Source organism: Streptomyces griseus (assembly GCF_900460065.1).
GTDB classification, from domain to species: Bacteria; Actinomycetota; Actinomycetes; order Streptomycetales; family Streptomycetaceae; genus Streptomyces; species Streptomyces griseus.
Genome location: NZ_UAVD01000028.1, coordinates 468,056 through 480,290, shown reverse-complemented (window position 1 = coordinate 480,290; position 12,235 = coordinate 468,056). Strand labels below are relative to the sequence as shown.

The 12,235-nt window shown below is 69.7% G+C and carries 12 protein-coding genes; 4 read left to right on the top strand and 8 right to left on the bottom strand.

Features of this window, described 5'->3' with window-relative positions:
• Positions 1-62: 62 nt before the first annotated feature.
• Positions 63-635, top strand: a complete 573-nt coding sequence (locus tag DTB53_RS19920; RefSeq protein ID WP_003966242.1) for a cob(I)yrinic acid a,c-diamide adenosyltransferase — start codon at positions 63-65, stop codon at positions 633-635.
• Positions 636-727: 92 nt separating this feature from the next.
• On the opposite strand, the gene DTB53_RS19915 is transcribed toward DTB53_RS19920, so the two are convergent.
• Positions 728-1,300, bottom strand: a complete 573-nt coding sequence (locus DTB53_RS19915) for a hypothetical protein (RefSeq protein WP_012379013.1) — start codon at positions 1,298-1,300, stop codon at positions 728-730.
• Positions 1,301-1,451: 151 nt separating this feature from the next.
• Between DTB53_RS19915 and DTB53_RS19910 the strand changes: the two genes are divergently transcribed.
• The 3 genes from DTB53_RS19910 to DTB53_RS19900 all read left to right on the top strand — a co-directional run bounded on the left by DTB53_RS19910 (position 1,452) and on the right by DTB53_RS19900 (position 5,365).
• The gene (locus DTB53_RS19910; RefSeq protein ID WP_042496103.1) at positions 1,452-2,681 is read left to right on the top strand and encodes a sensor histidine kinase; all 1,230 of its coding nucleotides are present in this window, start codon (positions 1,452-1,454) and stop codon (positions 2,679-2,681) included.
• Positions 2,678-3,340, top strand: coding sequence for a response regulator (locus tag DTB53_RS19905; RefSeq protein ID WP_012379015.1), 663 nt, complete (start codon positions 2,678-2,680; stop codon positions 3,338-3,340). Before DTB53_RS19910 ends, DTB53_RS19905 begins: the two co-directional genes overlap by 4 nt.
• A gap of 153 nt (positions 3,341-3,493) precedes the next feature.
• Complete coding sequence (locus tag DTB53_RS19900) at positions 3,494-5,365, top strand: glycoside hydrolase family 18 chitinase (protein WP_012379016.1); 1,872 nt, start codon at positions 3,494-3,496, stop codon at positions 5,363-5,365.
• 371 nt (positions 5,366-5,736) lie between these two features.
• On the opposite strand, the gene DTB53_RS19895 is transcribed toward DTB53_RS19900, so the two are convergent.
• The 7 genes from DTB53_RS19895 to DTB53_RS19865 all read right to left on the bottom strand — a co-directional run bounded on the left by DTB53_RS19895 (position 5,737) and on the right by DTB53_RS19865 (position 12,219).
• On the bottom strand, positions 5,737-6,183 hold the full coding sequence (locus DTB53_RS19895) for a DUF2550 domain-containing protein (protein WP_003966247.1): 447 nt from the start codon (positions 6,181-6,183) through the stop codon (positions 5,737-5,739).
• Positions 6,184-6,316: 133 nt separating this feature from the next.
• Complete coding sequence (locus DTB53_RS19890) at positions 6,317-6,691, bottom strand: F0F1 ATP synthase subunit epsilon (RefSeq protein ID WP_003966248.1); 375 nt, start codon at positions 6,689-6,691, stop codon at positions 6,317-6,319.
• 109 nt (positions 6,692-6,800) lie between these two features.
• Positions 6,801-8,243, bottom strand: a complete 1,443-nt coding sequence (atpD, locus tag DTB53_RS19885) for a F0F1 ATP synthase subunit beta (protein ID WP_003966249.1) — start codon at positions 8,241-8,243, stop codon at positions 6,801-6,803.
• Positions 8,243-9,160, bottom strand: coding sequence for a F0F1 ATP synthase subunit gamma (locus DTB53_RS19880; RefSeq protein WP_012379018.1), 918 nt, complete (start codon positions 9,158-9,160; stop codon positions 8,243-8,245). Before DTB53_RS19880 ends, atpD begins: the two co-directional genes overlap by 1 nt.
• Positions 9,161-9,163: 3 nt before the next feature.
• The gene (atpA, locus tag DTB53_RS19875) at positions 9,164-10,735 is read right to left on the bottom strand and encodes a F0F1 ATP synthase subunit alpha (RefSeq protein WP_012379019.1); all 1,572 of its coding nucleotides are present in this window, start codon (positions 10,733-10,735) and stop codon (positions 9,164-9,166) included.
• A 135-nt stretch (positions 10,736-10,870) separates the two neighbouring features.
• The gene (locus DTB53_RS19870) at positions 10,871-11,686 is read right to left on the bottom strand and encodes a F0F1 ATP synthase subunit delta (protein ID WP_003966252.1); all 816 of its coding nucleotides are present in this window, start codon (positions 11,684-11,686) and stop codon (positions 10,871-10,873) included.
• Positions 11,683-12,219, bottom strand: a complete 537-nt coding sequence (locus DTB53_RS19865) for a F0F1 ATP synthase subunit B (protein ID WP_003966253.1) — start codon at positions 12,217-12,219, stop codon at positions 11,683-11,685. Before DTB53_RS19865 ends, DTB53_RS19870 begins: the two co-directional genes overlap by 4 nt.
• Between the last annotated feature and the right edge of the window lie 16 nt (positions 12,220-12,235).

Below are 12,235 nucleotides of genomic sequence, written 5' to 3'. Positions count from 1 at the left end.
CGCGGCCGTGACAGTGGGCACACGGGCCTTCCGGCGGGCCGGAGCGTAACTACGCTGGGCCCATGGTCAATCTGACGCGCATCTACACCCGGACCGGCGACCAGGGCACCACGGCCCTCGGCGACATGAGCCGCACCGCCAAGACCGATCTGCGGATCTCGGCGTACGCGGACGCCAACGAGGCCAACGCGGCGATCGGGACCGCCATCGCGCTGGGGCAGCTGCCCGAGGAGCTGGTGAAGGTCCTCGTACGCGTCCAGAACGACCTCTTCGACGTGGGCGCGGACCTGTGCACCCCGGTCGTCGAGGACCCGAAGTACCCGCCGCTGCGGGTGGAGCAGTCCTACATCGACAAGCTGGAGGCGGACTGCGACACCTTCCTGGAGGAGCTGGAGAAGCTGCGCAGCTTCATCCTCCCCGGAGGGACCCCGGGGGCAGCCCTGCTGCACCAGGCGTGCACCGTGGTCCGGCGGGCCGAGCGGTCCACCTGGGCGGCCCTGGAGGTGCACGGCGCGTCGATGAACACGCTGACCGCCACCTACCTCAACCGCCTCTCCGACCTCCTGTTCATCCTGGCGCGGAGCGCGAACAAGGAGGTCGGGGACGTGCTGTGGGTGCCGGGCGGCGAGCGGTAGGACCCGGGGGCGCCCGACACCCGGCACCCCCAGGTCTCGTCGTCACACTGCCGTCGTCGCCCGCGGGGCGGGCGGCAGTGTGACGACAGGGCCTAGAGGCGGTCGGCCGGCTCCCGTTCCGTCACGGCGCCCTCGGGAGCCCGCTTCGGCCACACCGTGTAGCCGCCCGCGATGATCAGGTTGACGACGACCACCAGGCCCATCTTCTGCTGCCACCCCTGCAACGAGCTGATCTCCCCGCCGGGGCCGACGTACCAGATCGCCGCCTGGAGCAGGCCCGCCGCGACCACCGCGGCCAGGATCCAGCGGGCGGCGGTGCGCCACTCGTGGACGGCGCGCGCCATGCCGTACTTCGGCGGCTTCACCGGCGGCGGGCCGCCGAACCAGCGGTGGGCGACCCAGGCGTCCACCTTCTTGACGGTGTGGTGGCCGAGCCCCACCGTGAAGCCGATGTAGACGGCGGCCAGGCCGTGCTTCCAGTCCGGCTCGGACCCGTTCTTCAGGTCGATGGCCGTCACCACCAGGAGCACCACCTCCAGCAGCGGCTCGCACAGCAGCACCGCCGCGCCGAGCCTAGGCTTCCTCGCGACGTAGCGCAGCGCGAGTCCGGCGGCCAGCAGCACCCAGAACGCGACCTCGCAGATCACCACCAGTAGCGCGATCACAGTCTCTCTCCTCCCGTTCCCCTCCAGCCTCCCGTCCGGCGGGCGGGAAGGCGTCGTCGGCAGTGACGAAACGGGACTGCATCCTTCGATGTAGCCGCACATCGGTCCCCGAAGGGAGGCCCGGCGGCGGCGGTGCGTGTTGGATGGAGGAGTGCTCACCGCGATCCGCCCCCACCGCGACGACGTCGTCCTCGCCGCCTCCGGGCTGCTCGGCGGGCTCCTCCTGTGGCTGCTCGGCCTGCACACCCAGGGCGGCCGGCCGCTCTCCGCGCCCTGGGTCTCCCTCGTACCCATGACCGTGATGGCCGCGATGGAGCTGCTGCGCCGCAGCGCACCGCGGACGGCGCTGATCGTCGGGACGCTGATGCTGGTCGCGGACCAGTTCACCCGGGGCAGCCTGGCGACCGTCCTGATGTTCTCGGACATCATGTACGCGGCCGTGCTCTACGGGACCCCGGCCGCCGCCCGCCGGATCCCGGTCATCACCGTCTTCGTCACCCTCGCGAGCACGATCGGCTTCCTGGCCTGGTTCCGCCGGCCCGAGGCGCTGCTGATCGGCGTCGTCACGGGGCTGGTCTCCTTCATGCCCGCGATCACCGGCGTCGTCGTGCGCAACCACCGCGTCGCCGCCGAGGCCGCCCGGCTGGCCGCCCGGCAGACCGCGCGGCTGGCCGAGATGGACCGGACGCAGGCGGTGGTCGCCGAGCGCGCCAGGATGGCCCGGGAGTTGCACGACATGGTGGCCAACCACCTCTCGGCCGTGGCGATCCACTCCACGGCCGCCCTGTCCATCGACGACCCGGACACCTCCCGAAACGCCCTGCGGGTGATCCGGGAGAACAGCGTCGAGGGACTGGCGGAAATGCGCCGGCTGATCGGGCTGCTGCGGGAGGGCGGCGAGGACGACGCGCCGGCGGCGGCCCCGACGCTCGCCTCCCTGGACGCGCTGGTCGAGCAGACGAACGTCAACGGGGCCTCCGGCGGGCTGGTCTGCACCCTGGAGTGCACCGGGGACGCCTTGTCCGCCGCGCTGCCGACGCCGGTCGAGCTGGCCGCGTACAGGATCGTGCAGGAGTCGCTGACCAACGCCCTCAAGCACGCGGCGCCGGGCCCGGTCGCGGTGCGGATCACCCACGTCGACGGGGAGCTGGTGATCGAGGTGACCAGTGTGTTCGGCAGCCGCCCCGGCCCCACGGCGCCCGGATCGGGGGCGGGACTGGTGGGGATGCGGGAGCGGGTGGCGCTGCTCGGCGGGACGTTCGACGCCGGGGCCGAGCCGGGCGGCACGGGCGACGGCGGCCGTGGCCGTGGCGGTGGCGGAACCAAGATCTGGCGGGTGCGGGCTCAACTGCCCGTCACGGAAGGGACGATGCGGCAATGACGATCCGGGTACTGGTCGCGGAGGACCAGTCGGCGGTGCGCGCGGGGCTGGTGCTGATCCTCTCCAGCGCGCCGGACATCGAGGTCGTCGCAGAGGCGGGGGACGGCGAGGCGGCAGTGCGCCTGGCGCGTGAACTCCGCCCGGACCTGGTGCTGATGGATGTGCAGATGCCGCGCCTCGACGGGGTGGCGGCGACGCGGCAGGTGGTCGGGGAGGAGCTCGCGGACGTCCTGGTGCTGACCACGTTCGATCTGGACGAGTACGTCTTCGGGGCGCTGCGCGCGGGGGCCTCCGGCTTTCTGCTGAAGAACACCGACGCCCGCGATCTGCTGGAGGCGGTACGGACGGTGGCGCGCGGCGAGGGTCTGATCGCCCCGGCCGTGACCCGGCGGCTGATCGCGGAGTTCGCCGGGGCGTCCCCCCGACACGGCCGAAGGACGGCCGATCCGGCGGTCCTGGACGCGCTCACCCGGCGCGAGCGCGAGGTGCTGGGGTGCCTGGGCGAGGGCCTGTCGAACGCGGAGATCGCGCTCCGTCTCGCGATGGCCGAGGCCACGGTGAAGACCCACGTCAGCAGGGTGCTGGGCAAGCTGGAGCTGCGCAGCCGGGTTCAGGCGGCGGTCCTGGCACAGGAGTTGGGGATCCGGGCCGCAAACTGATCTTTGGTCCAGACCTCTTGACGATTGGTCCAGACCTTCCTACTGTCACCGTCACACACTGCGGTGAGTACGAGAGCACCCGTACTCAGGGCGGCGCAGGGTTTGCAGTCCACGAATCACCCCCGTTTGTTGGACCTCACCCGAGGAGCACCGTTGAGCACTGATACCCCCCAACGCCGATCCAGATTCAGATGGATCCCCGTCCGGAGCGGCCGGGCCAAGGTCGTCGCGGGCCTGACGGCTCTGGTCGTGCCGCTGGCCGCGATGGTGGGGCTCGCCGCCCCCGCCTCGGCAGCCACGTCGGCAACCGCCACGTACACCAAGAAGTCGGACTGGGGCAGCGGCTTCGAGGGCCAGTGGACGGTGAAGAACACCGGCACCACCGCCCTCTCCTCCTGGACCATCGAGTGGGACTTCCCCTCGGGCACCACGGCGGGCTCCGCCTGGGACGCCACCCTCACCAGCTCCGGCGGCCACTACACCGCCAAGAACCTCTCCTGGAACGGGTCCGTGGCGCCCGGCGCCAGCATCAGCTTCGGCTTCAACGGCACCGGCTCCGGCTCCCCCACGGGCTGCAAGCTGAACGGCGCTTCCTGTGACGGTGGCAGCGTTCCCGGCGACAACGCCCCCTCGGCGCCCGGCACCCCGACCACCAGCGACGTCACCAACACCTCGGTCAAGCTCAGCTGGAGCGCGGCGACCGACGACAAGGGCGTCAAGAACTACGACGTGCTGCGCGACGGCGCGAAGATCGCCACGGTCACCGGCACCACGTACACCAACACCGGCCTGACCGCCGGCACCGACTACTCCTACGCCGTGCAGGCCCGGGACACCGCCGACCAGACCGGCCCGGTCTCCGGCGCCGTCTCCGTGCGGACCACCGGCGGCGGCGGCGAGCAGCCCGGCGGCGACAAGGTCAACCTGGGCTACTTCACCAACTGGGGCGTCTACGGCCGCAACTACCACGTCAAGAACCTGGTGACGTCCGGCTCGGCCGCGAAGATCACGCACATCAACTACGCCTTCGGCAACGTGCAGAACGGCAAGTGCACCATCGGTGACTCGTACGCCGACTACGAGAAGGCCTACACCGCCGACCAGTCCGTCGACGGCGTCGCCGACACCTGGGACCAGCCGCTGCGCGGCAACTTCAACCAGCTGCGCAAGCTGAAGGCCAAGTACCCCCACATCAAGATCCTCTGGTCGTTCGGCGGCTGGACCTGGTCCGGCGGCTTCGGCCAGGCCGTCCAGAACCCCGCCGCCTTCGCCCAGTCCTGCTACGACCTGGTCGAGGACCCCCGCTGGGCCGATGTCTTCGACGGCATCGACCTGGACTGGGAGTACCCCAACGCCTGTGGTCTGACCTGTGACACCAGCGGCCCGGCCGCGCTCAAGACCATGGCCGACGCCATGCGGGCGAAGTTCGGCACGAAGAACCTGGTCACCGCCGCCATCACCGCGGACGGCTCCAACGGCGGCAAGATCGACGCGGCCGACTACGGCGGCGCCTCCCAGTCCTTCGACTGGTACAACGTGATGACGTACGACTTCTTCGGCGCCTGGGCGGCCAAGGGCCCGACGGCCCCGCACTCGCCGCTGACCCCGTACACCGGCATCCCGCAGGCCGGCTTCTCCTCCTCCGAGGCCATCGCCAAGCTGAAGGCCAAGGGCGTCCCCGCCAAGAAGCTGCTGCTCGGCATCGGCTTCTACGGCCGCGGCTGGACCGGCGTCACCCAGTCCGCCCCCGGCGGCACGGCGACCGGAGCGGCCCCGGGCACGTACGAGGCGGGCAACGAGGACTACAAGGTCCTGAAGGCCACCTGCCCGTCCAACGGCACCATCGCCGGCACGGCCTACGCGCACTGCGGCACCAACTGGTGGAGCTACGACACCCCGGCCACCATCGGCACCAAGATGACCTGGGCGAAGAACCAGGGCCTCGGTGGCGCGTTCTTCTGGGAGTTCTCCGGTGACACCACCAACGGTGAACTGGTGAACGCCATCAAGACCGGCCTCCAGTAAGCACACCGGTGCTCCCCACGCCGTAACGGCAAGCACCACCCCGGAAAAGCACCGGGGAGACGGGTCCGCCCCCCGTCTCCCCGGTTTTTCGCTGTGTACGCGCGACGACGCGGCGCCCTCCGGCCCATCGGCCGCCACCCCGGACCCGCTCCGGCGGCTCCCCGCGGGCCCGGGCCCTCACCGACCGGGCGGCAGGCCCTCCCGACCGGGCGGATCCACCCCTGAGACCACATCGCCCCCCGGACGGAGTCCGAGGGGCGGGGTCCGAGCGCGGGGTCCGAGCGCGGGGTCCGAGGGGCGGGATCCCCTTCCAGCGGGTCCGCTCATTCCGAGGGGGACACTGGGACACTCGTCCAGCGGGGCGCCGCTCGTCAGGCGACGTTGACCCGCTGGCCGGGCGGTGCCGCCTCCAGCCAGGCGAGGAAGCCGGTCAGGGCGTCCTCGCTCATCGCCAGCTCCAGGCGCGTCCCCTGATGGAGACAGCCGAGCACGACGGAGTCGGACAGGAGCGCGAGCTCCTCCTCGCCCTCCGGAAGCCGGCGGGCGACCACCTCGATAGCGGAACGCTCCAGGCCCCGGCGGGGGCGAGGAGCGTAGGAGAAGACACGGAACCAGTCGACGCGGTCACCGCTGTAGCGGGCGACCCCGTAGACCCAGCCCTTGCCGAGCGCATCGGGTTCCTCCGACACGTCCCAGCGCAGACTGCAGTCGAAGGTCCCCCCGGACCGCTGGATCAGCCTCCGGCGCAGACCGAAGACGAACAGTCCCAACAGGATCAGTACGACGACGGACACGCCCACCCACAACGCGAGGACCATCTCCACCGACCTCCTCGCATCGTCGAGTAACGAACACCGAAACCGTATTGCACCTGCATCGCCTCAGCCGCGACACGGCTGGATCGCTCCAGCTCGGGCCGCGGCTGAGTAAAGACATCTGTCCGTGGGGGTGCTAGCGCACCGCCACCGCGCGCAGTCGCACGTCGGCGCGCCGCTGGGCAGCGGCGTCCGCGTCCGACTTCGCGAGTTCCAGCGCCCGCTCGGCGCGCTCGACATCGATCTCGTCGGCCAGCTCGGCGATCTCGGCCAGCAGCGACAGCTTGTCGTCCGCGAACGAGATGAATCCACCGTGCACAGCGGCGATGACGGTGCCGCCCTCACTCGTGCGGATCGTCACCGGGCCCGATTCCAGCACACCGAGAAGCGGCTGGTGACCGGGCATGACGCCGATGTCGCCGGACGTGGTGCGCGCGACGACCAGGGTCGCCTCGCCGGACCAGACACTTCGGTCGGCGGCGACCAGCTCGACATGCAGCTCAGCAGCCAAGGGTGGCTCCTCGGGTCACCACCCGGCCGCCCGGCCGGGTGTCGGTTCAATTCTACGGGGCGTGGTGAGGGGGGCGGGACACACCCACCCCCCTCGGTGAGCCGGAGGCTCAGGAGACGCCGAGCTCCTTGGCCTTGGCCTTGAGGTCGTCCAGGCCACCGCACATGAAGAACGCCTGCTCGGGGAAGTGGTCGTAGTCCCCGTCGCAGATCGCGTTGAACGCGGCGATCGACTCGTCGAGCGGAACGTCCGAACCGTCCAGGCCGGTGAACTGCTTGGCGGCATGGGTGTTCTGCGACAGGAAGCGCTCGACGCGACGGGCACGGTGGACAACGAGCTTGTCCTCCTCGCCCAGCTCGTCGATACCGAGGATCGCGATGATGTCCTGGAGGTCCTTGTACTTCTGGAGGATCCCCTTGACGCGGCTGGCCGCGGCGTAGTGGTCCTGCGAGATGTAACGCGGGTCCAGGATGCGGGACGTGGAGTCCAGCGGGTCCACGGCCGGGTAGATGCCCTTCTCGGAGATCGGACGGGAGAGAACCGTCGTCGCGTCGAGGTGGGCGAACGTGGTGGCCGGGGCCGGGTCGGTCAGGTCGTCCGCGGGGACGTAGATCGCCTGCATCGAGGTGATCGAGTGACCACGCGTCGAGGTGATGCGCTCCTGGAGCACACCCATCTCGTCGGCCAGGGTCGGCTGGTAACCCACCGCGGACGGCATGCGGCCGAGCAGCGTGGAGACCTCGGAGCCGGCCTGCGTGAAGCGGAAGATGTTGTCGATGAAGAGGAGCACGTCCTGCTTCTGCACATCGCGGAAGTACTCCGCCATGGTCAGGGCGGACAGGGCCACGCGCAGACGCGTCCCCGGCGGCTCGTCCATCTGGCCGAAGACGAGCGCGGTCTTCTCCAGAACGCCCGACTCGGTCATCTCGTCGATGAGGTCGTTGCCCTCACGGGTGCGCTCACCGACACCGGCGAACACCGACACACCGTCGTGCAGCTTCGCCACACGCATGATCATTTCCTGGATGAGGACCGTCTTGCCGACGCCCGCACCACCGAACAGACCGATCTTGCCGCCCTTGACGTACGGGGTCAGCAGGTCGACGACCTTCAGGCCGGTCTCGAACATCTCGGTCTTCGACTCGAGCTGGTCGAAGGCCGGGGCCTTGCGGTGGATCGGCCAGCGCTCGGTGATCTGCGCCTCGGCCTCCGGCTCGTTCAGGATCTGGCCGAGGGTGTTGAAGACCTTGCCCTTGGTCACGTCACCGACGGGGACGGTGATGCCCGTGCCCGTGTCGGTCACCGGGGCCTGGCGGACCAGGCCGTCGGTGGGCTGCATCGAGATCGCGCGGACCACGCCGTCGCCCAGGTGCTGGGCCACTTCGAGGGTCAGCGTCTTGCGGGCGCCGTCCTCGGCCGGGTCGGCGACCTCGACGTGGAGGGCGTTGTAGATCTCCGGCATCGCGTCGACGGGGAACTCCACGTCGACGACCGGGCCGATGACCCGGGCGACGCGGCCCGTGGCAGCGGCCGTCTCAACTGTCGTCGTCATTACTTGTCACTCCCCGCGGTCGCGTCGGCCAGGGCACTGGCACCGCCGACGATCTCGCTGATTTCCTGGGTGATTTCGGCCTGTCGGGCCGCGTTGGCAAGCCGGGACAGACTCTTGATGAGGTCTCCGGCGTTGTCGGTGGCCGACTTCATCGCGCGGCGGCGGGCAGCGTGCTCGGAAGCGGCTGCCTGCAGCAGTGCGTTGTAGATGCGGCTCTCGACGTAGCGCGGCAGAAGGGCGTCGAGGACGTCCTCGGCCGACGGCTCGAAGTCGAACAGCGGGAGGATCTCACCCTTGCGGGTGCTCTCCTCGGCCACGTCGTCGAGCGAAAGCGGCAGCATCCGGTCGTCGACCGCGTTCTGCGTCATCATCGACACGAATTCCGTGAAGACGATGTGCAGCTCGTCGACGCCGCCCTCGGCCGTCTCCTTCTGGATGGCCTCGATCAACGGGGCGGCGATGCTCTTGGCATCGGAGTACGCCGGGTTGTCGGTGAAGCCGGTCCAGGAGTCCTCGACCTTGCGCTCGCGGAAGCCGTAGTACGCGACACCCTTGCGGCCGACGATGTACGTGTCGACCTCCTTGCCCTCGGAGGCAAGGCGCTCCCGCAGTCGCTCCGCGGCCTTGATGGCGTTGGAGGAGTAGCCGCCGGCCAGACCGCGGTCGCTCGTGACGAGCAGGACGGCGGCCCGGGTCGGGGTCTCGACCTCGGTGGTGAGCGGGTGCTTGGCGTTGGAGCCGGTCGCCACCGCGGTCACCGCACGGGTGAGCTCGGTCGCGTACGGCTTGGACGCCGCCACCTTGCGCTGTGCCTTGACGATGCGCGAGGCGGCGATCATCTCCATCGCCTTGGTGATCTTCTTGGTCGCGGTGACGGCTTGGATGCGGCGCTTGTAAACGCGAAGCTGAGCGCCCATCGATCAGCCCTCGCCCAGGAGCTTGCCGTCCGAGGTCTCGAACTGCTGCTTGAAGGCGGCGATCGCGTCGGCGACCGACTGCAGCGTGTCGTCGGACATCTTGCCGCCCTCGGCGATGCTGGTCAGCAGGTCCTTGCGCTCACGGCGCAGGAACTCCAGCAGCTCAGCTTCGAAGCGACGGATGTCCTCGACCGGGACGTCGTCCATCTTGCCCGTGGTGCCGGCCCAGACCGAGACGACCTGCTCCTCCATCGGGAACGGGGCGTACTGCGGCTGCTTCAGCAGCTCGACCATGCGCTTACCGCGCTCCAGCGAGGCCTTCGAGGCCGCGTCCAGGTCGGAGCCGAAGGCGGCGAACGCCTCCAGCTCACGGAACTGGGCGAGGTCCACGCGGAGCCGGCCGGAGACCTGCTTCATGGCCTTGTGCTGGGCGGAGCCACCGACTCGGGAGACCGAGATACCGACGTTGAGCGCCGGACGCTGACCCGCGTTGAACAGGTCGGACTCCAGGAAGCACTGGCCGTCGGTGATGGAGATGACGTTGGTCGGGATGAACGCCGACACGTCGTTCGCCTTGGTCTCGACGATCGGGAGGCCCGTCATCGAACCGGCGCCCATCTCGTCGGAGAGCTTGGCGCAGCGCTCCAGCAGACGCGAGTGCAGGTAGAAGACGTCACCCGGGTAGGCCTCACGGCCCGGCGGGCGGCGCAGCAGCAGGGACACGGCGCGGTAGGCGTCGGCCTGCTTCGAGAGGTCGTCGAAGATGATCAGGACGTGCTTGCCGTCGTACATCCAGTGCTGGCCGATGGCCGAGCCGGTGTACGGCGCCAGGTACTTGAAGCCGGCCGGGTCGGACGCCGGGGCGGCGACGATGGTCGTGTACTCCAGCGCACCGGCCTCTTCGAGCGCACCACGCACGGAGGCGATGGTGGAACCCTTCTGACCGATCGCGACGTAGATGCAGCGCACCTGCTTGTTCACGTCGCCCGAGCGCCAGTTGTCGCGCTGGTTGATGATCGTGTCGACGGCCAGAGCGGTCTTACCCGTCTGACGGTCGCCGATGATCAGCTGACGCTGGCCGCGGCCGATCGGCACCATGGCGTCGACGGCCTTGTAGCCGGTCTGCATCGGCTCGTGCACCGACTTGCGGACCATGACGCCAGGGGCCTGCAGCTCGAGGGCGCGGCGGCTTTCGGTCGCGATCTCGCCGAGACCGTCGATCGGGTTGCCGAGCGGGTCGACGACGCGGCCGAGGTAACCCTCGCCGACGCCGACGGAGAGCACCTCACCGGTGCGCTGCACCGGCTGGCCCTCCTCGATGCCGCTGAACTCGCCGAGGACGATCGCACCGATCTCGCGCTCCTCGAGGTTGAGGGCGAGACCGAGGGTGCCGTCCTCGAACTTCAGCAGCTCGTTCGCCATGGCGGAGGGAAGACCCTCCACCTTCGCGATGCCGTCGCCGGCAACGCTGACCGTACCGACCTCCTCGCGCGAGGCCGCGTCCGGCTGGTACGACTGGACAAAGTTATCCAGTGCGTCCCGGATCTCCTCCGGCCGGATCGTGAGCTCCGCCATCTGGGTTCCCTGCTCTCCTTGTTGGGCCCGAAGTTTCTTAAGGGGGTCTGGGGGCCGACCCCCAGGAATCTTCTGCAATTTCTGCACGGCCCAACCGGGCCGCTGGTCTTGCTTGTTCTTCTGCGCTGCGCTGTGTCAGCCGGCCATGCGGCGGGTCGCCTCTTCGAGGCGCTCCGCGACGGTGCCGTTGATGATCTCGTCACCGACGCGCACCGAGATCCCGCCGAGGACCGCGGGGTCCACGTCCAGGTTCAGGTGCATCTGCCGACCGTAGAGCTTCGCCAGGGCGGCGCCGAGGCGCTGCTTCTGCCGGTCGCTGAGCGGCACCGCCGAGGTGACGACGGCGACCATGCGGTCCCGGCGCTCCGCGGCGAGCTTGGACAGCGAGTCCAGCCCTGCTTCCAGGCTACGTCCACGGGGCTGGGTGACCAGGCGGACGATGATCCGCTCGGTGACCGGCTGCGCCTTGCCGCCGAGCAGGCTGCGGAGCAGCTCGCCCTTGGCGGACGCCGTGGCCGTACGGCTGGTGAGCGCGGAGCGCAGCTCCTTGTCGGAGCCGACGATCCGGCCGAACCGGAACAGCTCGTCCTCGACGTCGTCGAGGTTGCCGCCGCGCTGGGCCGCGGTGAGGTCTGCGGTGTTCGCCAGCTCCTCGACCGAGTCCACCAGGTCACGCGACTGCGACCAGCGGGACCGGACCAGTCCGGACACCAGGTCGAGGGTCTCGCCGCCCACCTGTCCGCCGAGCAGACGCGCGGCCAGCTCGGCCTTGCTCTCGCCGCTCTGGGCCGGGTCGGTGAGGACCCGGCGCAGGGATACTTCGCGGTCGAGCAGCGCGGTGACCGATGCCAGCTCCTCGGCGAGCTTCGCCGCGTCGACCGACGTGTTGTCGGTCAGCGCGTCGAGACGCTCGCGTGCGGCAGCCAGTGCTTCGCGGCTCGCGCTGTTCATCGGGCGGCCTCGGCCTTCGCCTCGAGCTCGTCGAGGAAACGGTCGACGGTGCCGCTCTGCCGGGCGTGGTCCTGGAGGGACTCGCCGACGAGCTTGCCGGCCAGGTCGGTGGCGAGCTTGCCCACGTCCTGGCGCAGCGCCGAGGCGGCGGCCTTGCGGTCGGCCTCGATCTGGGTGTGGCCGGCGGCGATGATCTCTTCGCGCTGCCGCTGACCTTCCGCCTTCATCTCCTGGATGATGACGGCTCCCTGCTCCTGCGCCTCCTGGCGCAGTCGGGCGGCCTCGTGGCGGGCCTCGGCGAGCTGAGCCTTGTACTGCTCAAGAACGCTCTGGGCCTCGATCTGAGCCGATTCGGCCTTCTCGATGCCACCCTCGATCGCCTCGCGGCGCTCTTCCAGAGTCTTGTTGATCACCGGAAGCAGCTTCTTCGAGAAGACGAAGAAGACGATGCCGAAGCAGATCAAGCCGATGACGACTTCAGGCCAGACCGGGAGCAGAGGCATCTGCGGTTCCTCGGCTGCCAGGTACATCATGGTGGACCTTTCGTCG

Excerpts from the sequence above, each read along its gene's own strand:
- DTB53_RS19920 (WP_003966242.1), top strand. The coding sequence starts at position 63 with ATGGTCAATCTGACGCGCATCTACACCCGGACCGGCGACCAGGGCACC.
- DTB53_RS19905 (WP_012379015.1), top strand. The coding sequence starts at position 2,678 with ATGACGATCCGGGTACTGGTCGCGGAGGACCAGTCGGCGGTGCGCGCG.
- DTB53_RS19895 (WP_003966247.1), bottom strand. The coding sequence starts at position 6,183 with ATGGTCCTCGCGTTGTGGGTGGGCGTGTCCGTCGTCGTACTGATCCTG.
- atpD (WP_003966249.1), bottom strand. The coding sequence starts at position 8,243 with ATGACGACGACAGTTGAGACGGCCGCTGCCACGGGCCGCGTCGCCCGG.
- DTB53_RS19880 (WP_012379018.1), bottom strand. The coding sequence starts at position 9,160 with ATGGGCGCTCAGCTTCGCGTTTACAAGCGCCGCATCCAAGCCGTCACC.
- atpA (WP_012379019.1), bottom strand. The coding sequence starts at position 10,735 with ATGGCGGAGCTCACGATCCGGCCGGAGGAGATCCGGGACGCACTGGAT.
- DTB53_RS19870 (WP_003966252.1), bottom strand. The coding sequence starts at position 11,686 with ATGAACAGCGCGAGCCGCGAAGCACTGGCTGCCGCACGCGAGCGTCTC.
- DTB53_RS19865 (WP_003966253.1), bottom strand. The coding sequence starts at position 12,219 with ATGATGTACCTGGCAGCCGAGGAACCGCAGATGCCTCTGCTCCCGGTC.